Origin of the sequence: Pseudomonas sp. REP124 (assembly GCF_020164475.1) — a bacterium.
GTDB lineage: Bacteria > Pseudomonadota > Gammaproteobacteria > Pseudomonadales > Pseudomonadaceae > Aquipseudomonas.
This window is the reverse complement of sequence record NZ_JAIQWX010000001.1, coordinates 16702-33524: the sequence shown is the minus strand read 5'-3', so window position 1 is coordinate 33524 and position 16823 is coordinate 16702. Positions and strand designations below refer to the sequence as shown.

Below are 16823 nucleotides of genomic sequence, written 5' to 3'. Positions count from 1 at the left end.
AATGGATTTGTTGATTCTCATGGCCAAACGTTCATGGCGCGCGCTGCTGATCGCGACCCTGACCGGCCTGGTCTGTGGTTTGGCGGCGGCGGGCCTGATCGCCTCCATCAATCACAGCCTTGAAGTGTTCGACCAGTTGCGTCCGGCAGATGGCTGGTACTTCGCAGGGCTCGTGCTGCTGGTCGCGGTGTCGCGGGTGATTGCCGATGTCAGCCTGCTGCGCCTGGGCCAGGGCGCGGTGCACGACATGCGCCTGCACCTGAGCGCCAAGCTGATCGACACGCCGTACGCCCAGTTGCAGCGCCTGGGCAAGCATCGCCTGCTGGCGATGCTGACCGACGATACCCAGACCATCAGTCAGGCGGTGGAGCTGGTGCCGATTCTGCTGGTCAACGCCGGGATCATCGCCGCCTGCCTGGGGTATCTGGGCTGGCTGAGCTTTCCGTTGCTGGTGCTGACGCTGACGCTGATTGTGCTGGGCAGCCTCAGTTTCAACTGGCCGCAGCGTCGGGCGCTGACGTCGATCTCAAAGGCCCGTGAGTTGAAGGATCAGCTGTTCGATCAGTACCGCCTGCTCACCGACGGCAGCAAGGAACTGCAACTGAATCATCCGCGCCGCCAGCATTTCTTCAGCCACCTGCTGTTGCCGGTGAGCAAGCAATATCGCCAGGATTTCGTGCGTGGCATGAGCATCTATGCCGTGGTGCTGAACTGGGGCAATGCGGTGTTCTACATGTTGATCGGCGTGGTGCTGTTCGTGGCGCCGCAGTTCATCGAGCTGAGCACCAGTCTGGTGACCGGTTTTATTCTGGCCATTCTTTACATGATCACGCCGCTGTCGGAGCTGATGCACGCCCTGCCCACCCTCGGTCGGGCCAGTGTTGCGCTGAACAAGATCCGGGCGCTGGAAGGCGAAATGGAAAGTGCCAGCGAGGTCGTCGAGTCGATTCCGCCGACCCAGGTGCGCAGCCTGGTCTGCCGCCAGGTCGCCCACACCTACTACCGCGAGCGCGAGGACGGGCATTTCACCTTCGGGCCGATCGACCTGACGCTCAATGCCGGGGAAACGGTGTTCATCACCGGCGGTAACGGCAGCGGCAAAACCACCCTGGCCATGTTGCTGACCGGGCTTTACCGTCCGGAGAATGGGGACATCGTGCTTGATGAGCAGGTGTCGTCAGCCAATGACAATCATCATTACCGCCAGCATTTCTCGGCGATCTTTACCGACTTCTGTCTGTTCGAAAATCTGCTGCACGGCGACGATCCGCAGCGCATACAGCAGGCGCAGGAGTATCTGGTGAATCTGCAGCTGGACCACAAGGTGCAGATCGAGAACGGACAGCTGACCACCCTGGCCCTGTCCACCGGCCAACGCAAACGCCTGGCCCTGCTCAGCGCCTGGCTGGACGATCGCCCGTGCTACCTGTTCGATGAATGGGCGGCGGACCAGGACCCGGTGTTCAAGCACTTCTTCTACCACCGCATCCTCACCGACCTGCGCGAGCGCGGGAAGCTGGTGATCGTGATTTCACATGATGATGCGTATTTTGGCCTCGCCGATCGGTTGATTCGGGTGGAGAACGGGACGTTGAGCGAGATCACCCCTCAGTCGGATGTGGATTCACCGACCATGGCCAAGGTCTACCCCTAACGACATTCGGGCACAACACAAACCCCCTGTGGGAGCGGGCTTGCCCGCGAATGCGTCAGTTCAGTCGACTTCAATGGCGACTGACACACCGCCTTCGCGAGCAAGCCCGCTCCCACAGGTTCCATGCCTGCCACAAATCCTTCAAACAACCCAAAACCCTGTAGGAGCGAGGCTTGCCCGCGAAGGCGTCAGTTCAGCCGACTGCAATGGTGGCTGACACACCGCTTTCGCGGGCAAGCCTCGCTCCTACAGATTCGGTGTCAGGCTCATGTAATGGGTTTACTCGTAGATGTAATGCAGATAACTGACCTGCTCCGCCAGCGGCAAACGGTGCAGTTTGGGGCAGGATTCGCAGAGGACCGCGGGCTCGCCTTCGACCGGCGCGTGCAGCTGGTAATGCAGGCAGCAATGCCGGCGCAGCGGCAGTTGCGGGCACACTTCCGGCGCAGGAGATTCGACCATCCACTGCAGGCCGCGCAGCTTCAAGCGCCCGTCATTGACCGTGACCGGCTCCAGACAGGCATGGGCATCGGCGAAGCCGTCCCGGGACAGATCAGGGTCCATCCGCGCGAAGGCGCCATCCCAGATCGCGACCATATTGCCCCAGAGGATTTTTGGTGCCAGACCACCGGCAGCAGCCAGGGTGGCGAACAGCGGCGTCAGGTGTTCATGGATCAAGCGCGACCAATAGGCGGCGCGGTCTTCAACTGCGAGGACCTGCAGTGGCTCGGCCAGTCCCAACGCCTTGGGCTGCCCGTCATCGTGAACCAGCACGAACTCCCCGTTCCAGAAGTCGATCGCGCCACTGCGTGTCAGCACGCAGGCAAAAGTCGCCGGCAGGACGATACTCATGTAGTTCATCGACCACTGCGAAACCACCGCCGCCCTGTTCACCCCCGGATACAGCAGGGCAAAGCGTGTCAGCAGCGGTTGCAGCACCGCAGGATCGGCAAGCCGATTGAGGGGAACGCAAGGATGATCACCGGGTTCACGCTGGATGACGCGCTTTATTGGCGGCCAGGCCTGACTGAGCCATTCTGGAAATTCGATGACGGGTCTCCCGTGACTTTCCCTAATTATTGCAAACCATTAGCATTGGCCGATCGTATCGTCCCTCTCTCGCAAACTCAACGTCGCTAGCGACCGGGCCCGACAAGACCTCATGCAAACACTCCGCAATTTCTGGCGTCTCGCACGGCCTTTCTGGGCCTCGGAAGAAAAGTACCGGGCCTGGCTGTTGCTGGTGGCCACGGTGGTGATGACCCTGTGCCTGGTGGGGGTCAACATCCTGACCAACTTCTGGAACCTGCACTTCTACAACGCCTTGCAGGCCCTGGATTACCACGGTTTCATCGTCGGCAGCGTGCAGTTCATCCTGCTGCAGATCGGCACTGCCACCTTTACCGTCGCCGCGTTTCACTTCCAGCAGAAGCTGACGTTGCGCTGGCGTCGCTGGGCCACCCACAACCTGCTCGAGCAATGGCTGGGCAGCCAGCGTTACCAGAAACTCAAACTGACCGAGACCGAAGTCGACAACCCCGACCAGCGGATCGCCGAAGACATCGATCTGTTCATCGTCAAATCGTTGAAACTGACCCTGGGCCTTTTGACCTCGGTGGTCTCGCTGTTCTCCTTCCTGCACATCATCTGGCAGGCCTCGGCTTTGGTCAGCGTGCCATTCGCCGGTGATTCGGTGGTCATCCCGGGATTGTTGGTGTGGATCGCGATTGTCTATGCGCTGGCCGGCACCGGGCTGGCGTTCTGGCTGGGTCGAGCCTTGCCGCGACTGAACTTCCTGCAACAACGGCGCGAAGCGGACTTTCGTTTCTCGCTGATGCGCCTGCGGGAGAACGCCGATTCGGTGGCTCTGTACAAGGGCGAAGCGGTTGAAAACCAGCGGTTCAATCAACGCCTGGAAGCGGCGCTGGTGAACTTCTGGGCGCTGGTGAAAAAGCAGAAGCTGATCATGGGCTACTCGACTTTCTATCTGCGCAGCGCCACGGTCATCCCGATGTTCATCATGGCGCCGCAGTTCTTCGCTGGCGCCTTCCCCTTGGGACGCCTGACCCAGATCAGCGCCGCCTTCGGCGAAGTGCACTCGGCTATCGCCTATCTGGTGGAGGTGTTCCCGGAGCTGTCGGCGTGGAAATCGGTGATCGACCGGTTGATCGGTTTCCAGGAGCGCCTGGACAAGGTCGAGGTGCAGTCGAATGTGGTCGCCGGCCATCAGGTCGAAGGCCTGGAGATCAAGGATCTGGACATCTGGCTGCCCAACGGCCGCCGCCTGTTCGATGGCTTCAATCTTTCCCTCAAGCCCGGCGACAGCCTGCTGATCAGCGCACCGTCGGGCTATGGAAAATCGACCTTCATCCGCACCCTCACAGGGCTCTGGCCCCATGCCAGCGGTTCCATCAGCTATGACCGCAGTCGCGCCCTGACCCTCTCGCAAAAACCCTACCTGCCCCTGGGCAGCCTGCGCGAAGCGCTGTGGTACCCCAACCCGCCGGATCACGAAGCCGACGCCACCCTGCGCCAGACCATGCAGCAAATCGGCCTGCAGCACCTGAGCGAGCAACTGGATCAGGAGCACGACTGGTCGCAGACCCTGAGCGTCGGCGAACAGCAACGCTGCGCCTTCGTCCGCGCCCTGCTGGCTCGGCCTTCGGTGCTGTTTCTGGACGAGAGCAGTTCGGCGCTGGATGCGGCGAACGAGGCGCGGTGTTATCAATTGCTCAAGCAGACGTTGCCGGAGACGATTCTGATCAGCGTCGGGCACAACGCGTCGCTGGAGCGGTTTCATTGGCAGGTGCTGGAGTTGCAGAGCGAAGCGCGGTGGTTGCATCGCAGGGTTGAGCAGCCGGTCTGAACAAACAGTTAGTTAAGCGGAACACATACCTTGTGGCGAGGGGGGTTACCCCCGTTGGGCTGCGAAGCGGCCCCAAAAAGATGGGACTGCTGCGCAGTCCAACGGGGCAGTGCGACGTTTCGACAAGCCCCCTCGCCAGAGATACTTCTTTTACTACTGCACCACCCCCACCTGCACCCGCCCCCGACGCGCCAGCCCCGCCTGCAACACAAAAGCCACCACCACCGTCGCCGGCGCGGAAAAGCTGCTCAAGCCACCGGCCGAAAACATCAGCGCCAGCCCCAACGCCGTAGCCCCAAACCACGCACTCAGCCCCACTGGATTGAACGCCGACACCCGCTCCAGCGACCCGGCGTCATAACGTCCATAGACAATCTGCGCCAGCGCCACGCCCACCCAGGCCACCACGAAGATCCCCTGATAGGCCAACGCCTTGAGCAGGTAGGCAAACACATCCGCCAGCATCAGCCCGTAGACGATCACCCCCACTGCCACCGCCCACACCAGGTACGAGGCACGCAGGCCGAAGCGGGCGAAGAAGGCCTGCATGTTCAGGGTCGCCAGGTAGTAGTTGGCGGTGTTGATCCGGGTTTGCGTGGCCCAGACGAACAGCAGCCCCCACAGGCCCATCAACTGCAGGATCGCCATGACCACCGACACCTCGTTCAGCGCACCTTCGTGGGGAATGCTGCTAACCAGGTAGATGCCCGCCGCGCCATTGAGCAGGAAGGTCACCATGTAGAACGGCATGCCGAAGTTCCAGCGACCGTGGTATTCGGCGTCATCCGGTTTGCCGAAACGGGCGTAGTCGAAGGTGAACAGCATCAGGATCCACACGCCCATGTAGGCCACGAAGCAGTCCCACCAGCCGAACGCAGCGGGCGTCGCCGGGCCGAAATCCAGCCATTGCGACTGGTAGCCGTAACGGCTGATCGACAAGCCCACCGCCACCAGCAGGCCGCCGAGGTACACCGGCAGCAGCACGCCGTTGAGCTTGTCCAGCCAGTGCTGCACGCTGCCCTGAATCATAGGCACGCTGTACAGCACCACCAGCAGCGCGGCCAGCGGATATACCAGCTCCGGGTACAGATGATTGAGTGCCACGGCGATCACCGAGCCCTCGAACACCGCGTAATAGATCGCCGTGGAGAAGAAGATCAGTGTCGCCAGGCACGCTCCGGTACTGCCGAACAGCAGCCGCGAGAATAACGCCACCGACAAGCCGCTGCGCACCGCGAAGCGGCTGAGCACGCTGTTGACCAGCCCGTAGCTGATCACCGACAACACCATGCCGATCAGCGCATTGCGCGCGCCGTAGGACAGCGCCAGGGACGCCCCGACCACGATGTAGAACATCGCGCTGCACACCGCCCACCAGGCCATGGTCAGCGACAGTCGGCCCATGCGCGCTTCGGTAGGAACGGGGTGATTGGCCGGGTCCTGCCCGGTTTGACTCGATTGCGATAAAGCAGCCATATGCGTGATCTCCAAAACCAGTCAGAGGTTGAAGCGCGGGCAGCCGCCACCGCACCGAAGTGCGGCGTTGGCTGGTCTTTTGGCTTTACCCGCGCCGTGCGGCGGGCAGAATCAGGAAGGGAACAGCTTGCTCAGGCAGCTGAGTTTTTTCTTGTAGGAACGTCGGGCTTCCAGTGCCTCTTCCAGGGTCACCGCGACGAAGCGGGCCTTCTGGTTGGGTTGCATCTGGCCGATCAGGTCGAGGTCGGCGCTGATCACCGTGCCGATCATCGCGTAGCCGCCACCGGACACCGCATCGCGGTGCAGCACGATGGGTTCCAGACCTGCCGGCACCTGGATCGAACCGATGGGGTAACAGCTGTCGACAATGTTCGAAGGATCGGAACCGGCACCGAACGGCTGCTCGCGAGGCTGGAAGCTCAGCGGACTGCCGCCCTTGAAGCGATAACCGATGCGATCCGCTTCCGAGCCGACGGTCCAGGCTTCGGCGAAAAAGCTGTCCGCCGCCGCTGGGGTCAAGCGGTCGTAGTACAGCCCCGGCACCACCCGCAGGGTGATTTCCCCGCCCAGCGACTGACGCAGCGCCATGGGCAGACTGGCCCCGACGCGGCCCTTGCCGCTGGCGACGCCCACCGGCAATTCGTCACCGACCGCCAGCCTGCGCCCCTGAAAACCGCCCAGCGCCCCCAGCGCATAGGTGGAACGGCTGCCGAGCACCACCGGCACATCGATGCCGCCGGCCACCGCCAGATAAGCCCGGGCGCCAGCCTTGGGGAAATCGAAACGCAACACCTGCCCGGCCTTCACCTCGAAGGCGGTGTCCAGGTGCATGTCCACGCCATCGACCTTCGGCGTCATGTGCGCACCGCACACCGCCACCAGCGCATCCTGCGTGAATTCCAGCTCCGGCCCCAGCAGCGTGCATTCCAGCGCCGCCGAATTGGCCGGGTTGCCCACCAACTGGTTGGCCGCGCTCAGGGCGTACTGGTCCAGCGCTCCGGAAGGCGGGATGCCCAGGTGGTAATAGCCTTCGCGGCCAAGGTCCTGCACCGAGGTGGCCAGACCGGGTTTGAGTACCTTGATCATGCCAGCACCTCCTGCAGCGACTTGGGATAGCCGATCGGGTCGGCGAGGAACGCATCGAGCGAGAATTCCACCGGACGGATGCGCAGATCGAAGCGCCCCGCTTCGACCTCGGCCACCGCCTGGTCATAGGCCTCGCGGTCCATCGGCTTGAACTGCACGATGTCGCCGGGACGGAAGAACACCATGTGTTCCTTCAGGTACGCCAGGTTCTGCTGCGGATCGTAGATTGGTGCCGGGGTCACGCCGAACATCTGGTAGCCACCGGCGCCACGCACCGAGTAGATGCAACCGAAGCAGCCGCCATGGCCCAGGGTCAGTTTCGGTGTGTCGGTGCGCGGCCGCAGGTACTTGGGTACCTGCAACTGGCGTTCGCGTTCGACCATCTGGAACATGAACGGCAGACCCGCCACGAAACCCACCATCGAGACGAACCACGGCGCGCCACTGTGGGCGGCGATGAACGCCTCGACATCGGCCAGGCCGTTGATTCGTGCGGCGTATTCCAGATCCGTGGCGCTCGGGTCCTGATGACGGTCGCGAAAGCGCATCAGGGTTTCGTGGGTCCAGGGATCGTTGTAGAGCACCGGAATCTCGATGATCCGGGTGTGCAGGGTGCGCTCGGCCACGGCCTCGGCTTCGGCGCCCTTCACCGCTTCAAGCAGATCGGCCGGGGCGATACGGTCCGGGTCGAAACGGATCTGGAACGAGGCGTTGGCCAGGCACACGTCGAGCACGCCATCGAGGGCCAGACGCTCCACCGCACGGGTGACCGCCATGCCCTTGAAGAAGGCTTCCAGGGACATGCTGTCGCTGACTTCGGCAAACAGGTGTTCGTCAGCGCCAAAGCTGTAGCGAATCGGACTGCTCATGCTTCACCTCCGCTGCGGCGCTCGGCCAGCCAGGTTTCCAAAGTGCCGGTGTGGAAGTCGGCGGTGTGCAACCAGGGTTGCTCCAGCAGCTCGCCGTGCAGAGCCAAGGTGCTGGCCATGCCGGTGAGCGTGGTCTGCTCCACGGCCAGTCGCGCGCGGGCCAGGGCTTCGGCGCGATCGCTGCCATGGACAATCAGCTTGGCCAGCAGCGAATCATAGTATGGCGGCACCCGGTAGCCTTCATACAGATGGCTGTCGACGCGCACGCCCTCGCCTTGCGGCCAGTTCAGCGCTTGCACCAGCCCCGGGCTTGGGAAGAAATCCCGCGCCGGGTCTTCGGCGTTCAGGCGCATTTGCAGGGCCGCGCCGTTGAGCCGGATATCGCTTTGCTTGAGGCCCAGCGGTTCGCCACCGGCGATGCGCAGCATGGCCTGGACCAGATCGATGCCGGTGATCAGCTCGCTGACCGGGTGCTCCACCTGGATCCGCGTGTTCATCTCGATGAAGAAAAACTCGCCGGTGGCGTCGTCGTACAGATACTCAAGGGTGCCAGCGCCCTGATAACCCAAGGCCTCGGTCAGGCGCACGGCACTCGCGCAAAGAGTCTCGCGCTGCTGTGCATCAAGAACCGGCGACGGCGCCTCTTCGAAGATCTTCTGCCGACGGCGTTGCAGCGAACACTCGCGCTCAAACAGGTGCACCGCGTGCTTGCCATCGCCCAGCACCTGCACTTCGATGTGCCGGGCCTTGCCGATGAAACGCTCCAGATACACCGCGCCGTTGCCGAACGCGGCCTGGGCTTCGCGCTGGGAACGGGGGAATTCTTCGCTTAACTGCTGCGGGTTTTCCGCCAGGCGAATCCCGCGTCCGCCGCCACCGGCCGAGGCCTTGATCAGCAGCGGGAAGCCGACGGATTCGGCGGCTTTGAGTGCCGATTCCACATCGAACAGTTCATCGGGGGAGCCGGGTACCACCGGCACGCCCGCCGCTTGTGCGGTGCGCCGGGCTTCGGCCTTGTCGCCCATGCGCCGAATAGTCTCCGGGCTTGGGCCGACGAAAATCGCCCCGGCGGCTTGCACCGCTTCGGCGAATTCGGCGTTCTCCGAGAGAAAGCCGTAGCCCGGGTGGACCGCGTTGGCGCCGGTGGCCTTCAGGGCGCCGAGCAGCGCTTCGACATTGAGGTAGCTCTTGTCGGCGCGGGCCGGGCCAAGGATGTGCACCTCGTCGGCCATGCGCGCGGCCTGGGAATCGACGTCTGCTTCGCTGCACGCCGCCACGGTGGGGATCCCCAGCGCTTTCGCGGCACGGATGATCCGCACGGCAATTTCGCCACGGTTGGCGATCAGCAATTTACGTATGCCTTGAGTCATGGTCGTGCCCTCACGCGTCTTCGAGTGTGGCGATGACCTGACCCGGCTCCACCGGATCACCGTCTTCGACCAGAAACGCGTCAAGGCGCCCTGCCATGCCGGCGGTCAGTTCGGAAAACTGCTTCATGACCTCGATCAGGCCGATCACCGTGTCGGCGCTGACCTGGGCACCGGCCTCGACGTAGTTCGGCGAGTCCGGGGTGGCTTTGCGGTAGAAGGTCCCCGGCAACGGGGTGATGACTGTGTGCTGCGCCATGTCTGTTCCTCTTGGAATAGTTGTAGAAAGGCAGGCAAAAAAATCTGTGTGTGATGCAAACCCTGACGTCTGTGTGCCAGGTGGTTCTTGTTGGTTATTGCGTTGCGATGTGGGTTATCGCGGTGCGCGCACCTTGATCCCCGCGCCGTCCAACGCTTTGCGGGTGGCCTCGACCAGCGCCAGTGCGCCGGGTGTGTCGCTGTGCAAGCAGATGGAGTCGAATTCGATCGCCAGGTCCTCGCCCTCCACGGTGCGCACCACGCCCTGCTGGCAGGCGCGCAGTACCCGCGCCGCTACCTGCGCCGGGTCGTAGGCACGCACGTTGCGGGTGAAGACGATGGAGCCGCTGAGGTCGTACTCGCGGTCGGCATAGAACTCGCGAATCACCGGTTGGCCGAGTTCCGTGGCGATGCGCCAGATGGCCGAGTCGGGCATGCAATACAGCAGCAGCTCGGGCTCCAGGCGCTGCAGGTTTTCCACCAGCAAACGCGCCGCTTCCTCGTCCCGGGCCAGGTGCATGTAGAGCGCGCCGTGGGGTTTTATGTGTTGCAGGGCCACGCCTTGAACCTTGGCGAGTTCGCGCAGGGCGCCCAGCTGATAGAGCATGTCGTCCACCAGCTCCTGGGCCGGTGCATTGATGTGGCGACGGCCGAAGCCGACCAGGTCGCGAAAGCCCGGATGGGCCCCGACGGCCACGCCCAGGCGCTTGGCCTGCTCGACCGTGCGACGCATGGTGCCGGGGTCGCCGGCATGGAAGCCGGTGGCGACGTTGGCCGAGCTGATGAAGCCCATCAGTTCGTTGTCGACGCCGTCGCCGATGGTCCACGGCCCGAAGCCTTCGCCCATGTCCGAATTGAAATCTACTGCCTGCATGACGCTTGCTCCTGACGCTTGTGACTTCATGCAGGCCACGTTAAATTCCAGCCGACCCCTTGGGAAAATCTATTATCAGAGGGGGCATCTTCTGAAAAACAGATAGCTCTGAAAAACACATCGCTTCTGAAAAACAGGAACTCATCGACCGGAGCTTTCATGTCACTGACCCTGCGCCAGGTTCGCTATTTCGTCGCCACTGCCGAGATCGGGCAGATCTCCCAGGCGGCGATCCATTTGAATATTTCCCAGTCGGCGGTGACCACCGCGATCAAGGAGCTGGAGGGCATGCTCGGCGCGCTGTTGTTCCAGCGCTCCGCCCAGGGCATGAGCCTGACCGATGCCGGGCGGCATTTTCTCAATCGGGCCTACGTGATCCTGCGCAGCGTCGATGATGCGCTGAACAGCCCGCTGCCGGACGTGCGCGCCAGTGGCCTGTTGCGGGTGGCGGCCAGTTACACGGTGATCGGTTACTTCCTGCCGCACCATCTGCAACGCCTGGAACACTGGCACCCGGACGTGGCCATCGAAGTCCACGAACGGGAACGCCAGGCCATCGAGCAAGGCCTGCTGGAGGGCGAATTCGACATGGCGGTGGTGCTCACGGCGAACCTGACGCACCCGGACATCGTCTCTGAAACCCTGTTCAACTCCGAACGCCGGCTGTGGCTGCCCAGCCACCACCCTTTGTGCGAGCGCTCGGCGGTGAGCCTTGCCGATGTGGCGAGGGAGCCGTTCATCCTGCTGACCGTCGACGAAGCCGAACAAAGCGCCATGCGCTACTGGGAACATGCCCATCAGCAGCCCAACGTACGGGTCCGCACCAGTTCGGTGGAAGCGGTTCGCAGCATGGTGGCCAACGGCAGCGGCGTGGCAATTCTCTCCGACCTGGTGCACCGCCCGTGGTCGCTGGAAGGTAAACGTATCGAAACCGTGACCATCACCGACAAGGTCACCCCCATGAGCGTCGGCCTGGCCTGGCACCGCGAGCGCGAATTCAGTCCGGCGATGCAGGCGTTTCGCACCTACTTCCACGACGCTTTCCTGGCGCCGCAACAGCATTCGGCACGCCGCTGAAACGCTACAGGGGGTGCGTTATGGTGCGAATTGCCTAACAATCGGGGCTTCCACTTTCGAGGATGATCCCGGCATGACCACCCACGACACCTCCCTTCAAGACACGGCAGCCCCCGACGGCGTCTGCTACGGCTGCGGCGCCAGCAATCCCCACGGGCTGCACATCAAAAGTTACTGGCACGAGGACGGCACCCATGTCGTGGCCGAACATGTGCCGGAAGACAAGTACTGCGGCTGGCCGGACCTGGTCTACGGCGGCCTGATCGCGATGCTGGTGGACTGCCATTCCAACTGGACCGCCATGGCCTGGCACTACCGCGCCGAACAGCGCGAAGTCGCCAGCCTGCCGCGCATCAACTGCGTCACCGGCAACCTGGGCATCAAGTTCATCAAACCCACCCCCATGGGCGTGCCGCTGACATTGCGGGCCAGAGTGGAAGGCGACGTCGGGCGCAAGACCCGGGTGATCTGCGAAGTGTTCGCCGGCGAGGTACTGACGGCAGTGGGCGACTCGGTCTTTGTGCGGGTCGATGCCGGGCAATTGGCCGATGCGGCGCATGGTCGATAGGTTGCTTGCGGATTCGGGGCAATGACTGGGGAATTTGCCCCAAATTTGGCTTTCGCGCCCCGGTTCAGAACCTCTCATCTGCCCACCCGCCCTCGCTCAACGCCCGACGGCTCTGGCGTCAGGTCCGGCCTCAGGTTTGGCATGAACAATGCTCCAGTTACTACAGGCTTGAAGTAGAAGCCCGATTTGCTGCACAGGGAAACGAAACACTGACAGGACATTCCCCATGGCTGCCATTTCAGCACTGTTCAATCGCCTGCCCCGGGGAGCCGCCGACGCCATCGCGCCGACTCGGCAATTCAATCTTCTGCGCTGGTTTTCGCTGATCAGTTTTTTCCTCGTCAGCGTCATCGCCTTTGGTCTGGGCACGGTGTCGACTCAGTATCTGGTGATCGAAAGCCTGGAGCGCGATGCACTGCTGTCAGCGCAATTCATCCAGACCATCGCCGCCGGCGAGATCCGCCATCACGGGCTCACCGGGATGCGGGTGGCCGATGTGCTGGCCGCGCCTCCGTATGGCGTGCTTTCCCATGAATTGGCACAGAACCGGCTACGGGCGCGCTCGGAGTTTTTCGACCATCTGTCGCACCTGCCCGATTCCCTGTTGATCAGCCTCTACTCCCCGCAGCGGACGGTGATCTGGTCGACCAATCCCGAATTGATCGGCAAGCAATTTCTCGACGACGAAGCACTGGAAGCCGCCTTCCAGGCCAAGGACCGGGTCTCCACCAAATACAGCGCGGCCGATGAAGCGCGCCCCGAGCAGCAGTTTTTGCATCCGCCGAAAAACTTCTTCATCGAAAGCTACATCCCGCTGATGGATGACGTGGGCAACACACTGGTAATGGTGGAAATCTACAAGGAGCCGTCCGACCTGATCGAAAGGCTCGAGCGGGGCCACTGGATCATCTGGCTGTCCACGGCGCTGGGCGGTGTTCTGCTGTACTTCGGGCTGTACTGGATGGTGCGACGGGCGTCGGCGCAACTGGCGTCGCAGGAAGCGCAACTGGTGGCCAACAAGACCTATCTGGGGCTGATCGAGATGTCCACGGCGGTTGCCCACAGCCTGCGCAATCCGCTGGCGTGCATCCGCTCCAGTGCCGAGTTGGCAGACGAAACAGAGGGCCAGCCCGCGCGCAAGAACATCGCCGATATCGTCAGCCAGGTCGACCGGATGTCGAAGTGGGTGCATGAACTGCTGCTGTGCCTGCGACCGATTCGCGGAGAGGCCGAACTGGTGGAGCCAATGGTCGGGGTACAGGCCACGCTGGGCACTTTCGCCACGCAACTGGGCCAATCCAGGATCCAGGTGATTTTCAGCAACGAGCCGACGCCCCGTGTGGTGAGCAACCCGCTGCTGCTGTCGCAGATTCTCAACAGCGTGATCGCCCATTCCATCGAGGCCATGCCTGGCGGGGGAACATTGACCATCCGCGCCGAGCTGGATGAAACCCAGCAATGGCTGCATCTGACCTTGCATGACACCGGATACGGACTGTCCAGGTTGCAGGAAATGGCGGCCTTCAAATCCTTCTACACCACCAAGGACGGCAGGCTCGGCATCGGGCTGATCATGGTCAAGCAGATCATGGAGAGCTTTGGTGGCGAGGCGACGTTGAGTAGCCTTGATCAGAAGGGAACTTTGGTGCGACTGACGTTCAAGGTGGTTGAACGCAAGGAAAGTGCGCAGCGTAAAACGGCGTAGGTGCGGGGGATTTGTTCGGGCCATGTGCTAACGTGCGGCCATCCCCACGTGGAAGCCACCGCCCATGTCTATCTTCGACAGCCTGCTCGCCTTCACCCTCGCCGCCACGGTGCTGACCCTGACTCCCGGCCTGGACACCGCCCTGGTCCTGAGAACCGCCACCGTGGAAGGCCGACAACAGGCGTTCCGTGCCGCACTGGGCATCAACGCCGGCTGCCTGCTGTGGGGCGCTGCCGTCGCCTTTGGCCTGGGCGCCCTGATCGCGGTTTCGGAACTGGCGTTCAACCTGCTCAAGTATTGCGGCGCCGGATACCTGGCCTGGCTCGGGCTGAACATGCTGCTGCGCCCTCGCCGCTCGCTCTCCCCGGTCGAAACCGATGGCAAGCCGAACGCCAACTGGTTCCTCAAGGGCATGCTGGGCAACGTGCTCAATCCCAAGGTCGGCATCTTCTACGTCTCCTTCCTCCCCCAATTCATTCCCCAGGGACACAACCTGATCGCCTGGACCTTCGGTCTGGTCAGCATTCACGTGGTACTCGGCCTGATCTGGTCCGCCAGCCTAATCGGCGCGACCCAACCGCTAGCCAGCGTTCTGCGACGCGAGCGCGTGATCAAGTGGATGGATCGCACCACAGGGATGATTTTTGTGCTGTTTGCGGCGCGGTTGGCGTTCAGTCGGCGTTGAAATCCATCTGAAAAGATCACGCCTTCGGCAGCGACTACAGGGCGCGGCATACGGGGTGAAGAGGCCTACACTTCTTGAATGGAGGCATCGGAGAACCAACCCCATGACAAAAGACGAAAAGGTCGACTCAAAAGACGCGACGTTCATCGCGCATCACAATGAGCCTCTGTTCGAGTCCACCCCTCCGATCGATGAGCATCGCAACGGCAGCTGGGGTGCGCGGTTCTGGGCGCGGCAGCTGAGCAACTCGACGCGATTTGTGATTATTGCGACGGTGATTCTCGGGCTGACCATGTTTTCCGTGGGCAATCTGGTGAGCGAAAACATCGAAAACGCCGCGGTGAACAGCGCCGCAGCCGCGGGCGCGCAGTACATGGGGACCTTTCTGGAGCCCTTCGTGCAGGAGATGAGCGAGAACAACACCCTCTCCGAAGCCAGTGTCCAGGCACTGGATCGCCTCACCCAAAGTCATGCGCTGAAACAGCACATCGTCTCGATCAAGATCTGGCGGGCCGACGGCACGGTGGTCTACAGCACCAACAAGGCCATTACCAACCACAAATTCCCGGTGGAGCATGTCGGCGAGGCACTCAAGGGCAAGGTGGTCACCGACGTTGAAGACCCGTCGCAGGACGAGAACGAGTGGGAACGCAAACTCGACCTGCCGCTTTATGAGATCTACGCGCCCCTGCGCGATGCCGGTTCCAGCAAGATCATCGCGGTGGGCGAGTTCTATGAAAAGGCTGAGAGCCTGAAGGTCGAGATCAATCGCATCCGCAAGGAAGTCTGGACGGTGGTCGGCGCCGCGACGCTGGCAATGCTGACGCTGCTGTTCTTTATCGTGCGCCGTGGCGACAAGATCATCCAGCGCCAGCAGGTGGCCCTGCGCCTGCGCTTGCAGGAACAGACCCGCCTGCACATCAGCAACGCTGAACTGCAACGCAAGATGGCCACGGCGACCCAGGAGTTTTCCCGGGTCAACGAACTGACCCTGCGCCGCATCGGCGCGGACCTGCACGACGGGCCGGCGCAGCTGTTGACCCTGATTTTGATCCGCCTTGACGACCTGGCCGAGAACTGCTCGAACGTGGATCAGGAGTCGATGGAAACCATTCGCGGCGCGGCCACCGACGCCTTGCGCGAGGTGCGGGATCTGTCCCGAGGCCTGGCCCTGCCGGAAATCAACGACCTGACCCTGGTGGAAGAGCTGCATCTGGTGGCACAGCGACACGAGCAACGGACCGGCACCCAGGTGGCCCTGAACATCGGTACGCTGCCGAAGGTCACGTCGATGCCGCTCAAGCTCTGCCTGTACCGTTTCGTGCAGGAAGTGCTCAACAACGCCTACCGTCATGCCAACGGCGAGGGCCAGGCGATCCAGGCGAAGTACATCAACGGGATACTGAACATCAGCGTCAGGGACAGTGGGCCGGGCCTGTCGGACGACGCCTTCGAGCTCGATAAATCAGGCAGGAGCCGGCTGGGGCTGGCCGGCTTGCGTTATCGCGTCGAATCCTTGGGCGGGTTGTTCAGCATCGACTCCAGCGCCGCCGGCACGTCGGTCAATGCGCAATTTCGACTCTAGTCAGCGTCCTGAGAGGCTTCTTCGGCGGCGAAGCGAAGTCGCTCGACCGCTTCGTGTTCCCAGTAACGCCGCAGGACGGTGACCGCTTCCACGCGATTTCGCGCGTTGAGCTTTTGCATCACACAGCCCATGTGGTGCTTGACGGTCTTTTCACTGATCAGCAGCTTGGTCGCGACTTCCCGGTTGGTCAGCCCTTTTGAAACCTCACGAATGACCTCCTCCTCACGCGGGGTCAAATCGAACCTCGGCATTTCCGCTTCGTGCTTTTTGGTGTTGCTCAGCAGTTTGTCCGCAAGCTCGGGGGAGATGAAGGTTTCGCCCCGGGCAATCGCCCTGATCGCCTCGACCAGTTGCGGGCCGCTGATCCCTTTCAAGACATAGCCGCTGGCGCCGGCCTCGAGCGCCAGAAAGGCATCGTTCTCGGACTCGGAAACCGTCAGCATCAGCACCTTCACATCCGACAGCTGAGTGGTGATGAATCGCACCGCAGCGAACACATCGCCGGGCATATTGACGTCCATCAACATCACGTTCGGGCTCACCCGTTCGGCAATTTCCCTGGCATCGTCCGCACTCGCGCCCTGCTCCACCACCTGGAGGTCCGGGCGTCTTTTCAAGGTATTGGCAACGCCTTCGCGCAACAACGGATGGTCGTCGACGATGCCGATACGCACGGATGGATTCATGACACGCTCCCCGAAAGATTTGCATTCCTGCACCCTAAATTAATAGCAGGGAACCGGGGATAACGCC

The 16823-nt window shown here is 62.3% G+C and carries 15 protein-coding genes; 7 read left to right on the top strand and 8 right to left on the bottom strand.

Annotated elements, in window-relative coordinates; genetic code table 11:
- Window position 1 precedes the first annotated feature (1 nt).
- Entirely contained in the window at window positions 2-1654 is a 1653-nt protein-coding gene (locus K9857_RS00125; protein ID WP_224532876.1) for a cyclic peptide export ABC transporter, read from the top strand.
- Between the two features lie 279 nt (window positions 1655-1933).
- Here the strand turns inward: K9857_RS00125 and fhuF are convergent, their stop codons facing one another.
- Window positions 1934-2593 (bottom strand): siderophore-iron reductase FhuF, encoded by a 660-nt coding sequence (gene fhuF, locus K9857_RS00120; RefSeq protein ID WP_411961529.1) that lies wholly within the window; start codon window positions 2591-2593, stop codon window positions 1934-1936.
- A gap of 223 nt (window positions 2594-2816) precedes the next feature.
- On the opposite strand from fhuF, the gene K9857_RS00115 reads away from it, so the two are divergent.
- Complete coding sequence (locus tag K9857_RS00115; protein ID WP_224532875.1) at window positions 2817-4520, top strand: ABC transporter ATP-binding protein/permease; 1704 nt, start codon at window positions 2817-2819, stop codon at window positions 4518-4520.
- 153 nt (window positions 4521-4673) lie between these two features.
- Here the strand turns inward: K9857_RS00115 and K9857_RS00110 are convergent, their stop codons facing one another.
- From K9857_RS00110 to K9857_RS00085, 6 genes are all read right to left on the bottom strand, one after another.
- Window positions 4674-5996 carry a purine-cytosine permease family protein gene (locus K9857_RS00110; RefSeq protein WP_224532874.1) on the bottom strand — a complete coding sequence of 441 codons (1323 nt, stop codon included), beginning with the start codon at window positions 5994-5996 and terminating at the stop codon, window positions 4674-4676.
- A 111-nt stretch (window positions 5997-6107) separates the two neighbouring features.
- Entirely contained in the window at window positions 6108-7082 is a 975-nt protein-coding gene (locus tag K9857_RS00105; protein WP_224532873.1) for a biotin-dependent carboxyltransferase family protein, read from the bottom strand.
- Entirely contained in the window at window positions 7079-7951 is an 873-nt protein-coding gene (locus tag K9857_RS00100) for a 5-oxoprolinase subunit B family protein (RefSeq protein WP_175380092.1), read from the bottom strand. Before K9857_RS00100 ends, K9857_RS00105 begins: the two co-directional genes overlap by 4 nt.
- The gene (locus K9857_RS00095) at window positions 7948-9321 is read right to left on the bottom strand and encodes an acetyl-CoA carboxylase biotin carboxylase subunit (protein ID WP_224532872.1); all 1374 of its coding nucleotides are present in this window, start codon (window positions 9319-9321) and stop codon (window positions 7948-7950) included. The genes K9857_RS00100 and K9857_RS00095 overlap by 4 nt, the downstream gene beginning before the upstream one ends.
- Window positions 9322-9331: 10 nt before the next feature.
- Window positions 9332-9577 carry an acetyl-CoA carboxylase gene (locus tag K9857_RS00090; protein ID WP_224532871.1) on the bottom strand — a complete coding sequence of 82 codons (246 nt, stop codon included), beginning with the start codon at window positions 9575-9577 and terminating at the stop codon, window positions 9332-9334.
- A gap of 114 nt (window positions 9578-9691) precedes the next feature.
- Complete coding sequence (locus tag K9857_RS00085) at window positions 9692-10450, bottom strand: 5-oxoprolinase subunit PxpA (protein ID WP_224532870.1); 759 nt, start codon at window positions 10448-10450, stop codon at window positions 9692-9694.
- Window positions 10451-10609: 159 nt separating this feature from the next.
- On the opposite strand from K9857_RS00085, the gene K9857_RS00080 reads away from it, so the two are divergent.
- From K9857_RS00080 to K9857_RS00060, 5 genes are all read left to right on the top strand, one after another.
- Window positions 10610-11527 carry a LysR family transcriptional regulator gene (locus K9857_RS00080; RefSeq protein WP_224532869.1) on the top strand — a complete coding sequence of 306 codons (918 nt, stop codon included), beginning with the start codon at window positions 10610-10612 and terminating at the stop codon, window positions 11525-11527.
- A 73-nt stretch (window positions 11528-11600) separates the two neighbouring features.
- Window positions 11601-12095 carry a PaaI family thioesterase gene (locus K9857_RS00075; RefSeq protein WP_224532868.1) on the top strand — a complete coding sequence of 165 codons (495 nt, stop codon included), beginning with the start codon at window positions 11601-11603 and terminating at the stop codon, window positions 12093-12095.
- Between the two features lie 226 nt (window positions 12096-12321).
- Entirely contained in the window at window positions 12322-13800 is a 1479-nt protein-coding gene (locus tag K9857_RS00070; protein WP_224532867.1) for a sensor histidine kinase, read from the top strand.
- Between the two features lie 64 nt (window positions 13801-13864).
- Window positions 13865-14485, top strand: a complete 621-nt coding sequence (locus K9857_RS00065) for a LysE family translocator (RefSeq protein ID WP_224532866.1) — start codon at window positions 13865-13867, stop codon at window positions 14483-14485.
- Between the two features lie 103 nt (window positions 14486-14588).
- Window positions 14589-16070 carry a sensor histidine kinase gene (locus tag K9857_RS00060; protein WP_224532865.1) on the top strand — a complete coding sequence of 494 codons (1482 nt, stop codon included), beginning with the start codon at window positions 14589-14591 and terminating at the stop codon, window positions 16068-16070.
- Here the strand turns inward: K9857_RS00060 and K9857_RS00055 are convergent.
- A complete protein-coding gene (locus K9857_RS00055) occupies window positions 16067-16756 on the bottom strand; it encodes a response regulator (protein ID WP_224532864.1) in 690 nt (229 codons plus the stop codon). The genes K9857_RS00060 and K9857_RS00055 overlap by 4 nt on opposite strands.
- Window positions 16757-16823 lie beyond the last annotated feature (67 nt).

Bases quoted from the DNA above. Each gene is read 5' to 3' on its own strand.
- K9857_RS00110 (WP_224532874.1), bottom strand. From the start codon at position 5,996: ATGGCTGCTTTATCGCAATCGAGTCAAACCGGGCAGGACCCGGCCAAT.
- K9857_RS00100 (WP_175380092.1), bottom strand. From the start codon at position 7,951: ATGAGCAGTCCGATTCGCTACAGCTTTGGCGCTGACGAACACCTGTTT.
- K9857_RS00085 (WP_224532870.1), bottom strand. From the start codon at position 10,450: ATGCAGGCAGTAGATTTCAATTCGGACATGGGCGAAGGCTTCGGGCCG.
- K9857_RS00055 (WP_224532864.1), bottom strand. From the start codon at position 16,756: ATGAATCCATCCGTGCGTATCGGCATCGTCGACGACCATCCGTTGTTG.
- K9857_RS00060 (WP_224532865.1), top strand. From the start codon at position 14,589: ATGACAAAAGACGAAAAGGTCGACTCAAAAGACGCGACGTTCATCGCG.
- K9857_RS00095 (WP_224532872.1), bottom strand. From the start codon at position 9,321: ATGACTCAAGGCATACGTAAATTGCTGATCGCCAACCGTGGCGAAATT.
- K9857_RS00115 (WP_224532875.1), top strand. From the start codon at position 2,817: ATGCAAACACTCCGCAATTTCTGGCGTCTCGCACGGCCTTTCTGGGCC.
- K9857_RS00065 (WP_224532866.1), top strand. From the start codon at position 13,865: ATGTCTATCTTCGACAGCCTGCTCGCCTTCACCCTCGCCGCCACGGTG.
- K9857_RS00070 (WP_224532867.1), top strand. From the start codon at position 12,322: ATGGCTGCCATTTCAGCACTGTTCAATCGCCTGCCCCGGGGAGCCGCC.
- K9857_RS00080 (WP_224532869.1), top strand. From the start codon at position 10,610: ATGTCACTGACCCTGCGCCAGGTTCGCTATTTCGTCGCCACTGCCGAG.
- K9857_RS00090 (WP_224532871.1), bottom strand. From the start codon at position 9,577: ATGGCGCAGCACACAGTCATCACCCCGTTGCCGGGGACCTTCTACCGC.
- K9857_RS00125 (WP_224532876.1), top strand. From the start codon at position 2: ATGGATTTGTTGATTCTCATGGCCAAACGTTCATGGCGCGCGCTGCTG.
- K9857_RS00075 (WP_224532868.1), top strand. From the start codon at position 11,601: ATGACCACCCACGACACCTCCCTTCAAGACACGGCAGCCCCCGACGGC.
- K9857_RS00105 (WP_224532873.1), bottom strand. From the start codon at position 7,082: ATGATCAAGGTACTCAAACCCGGTCTGGCCACCTCGGTGCAGGACCTT.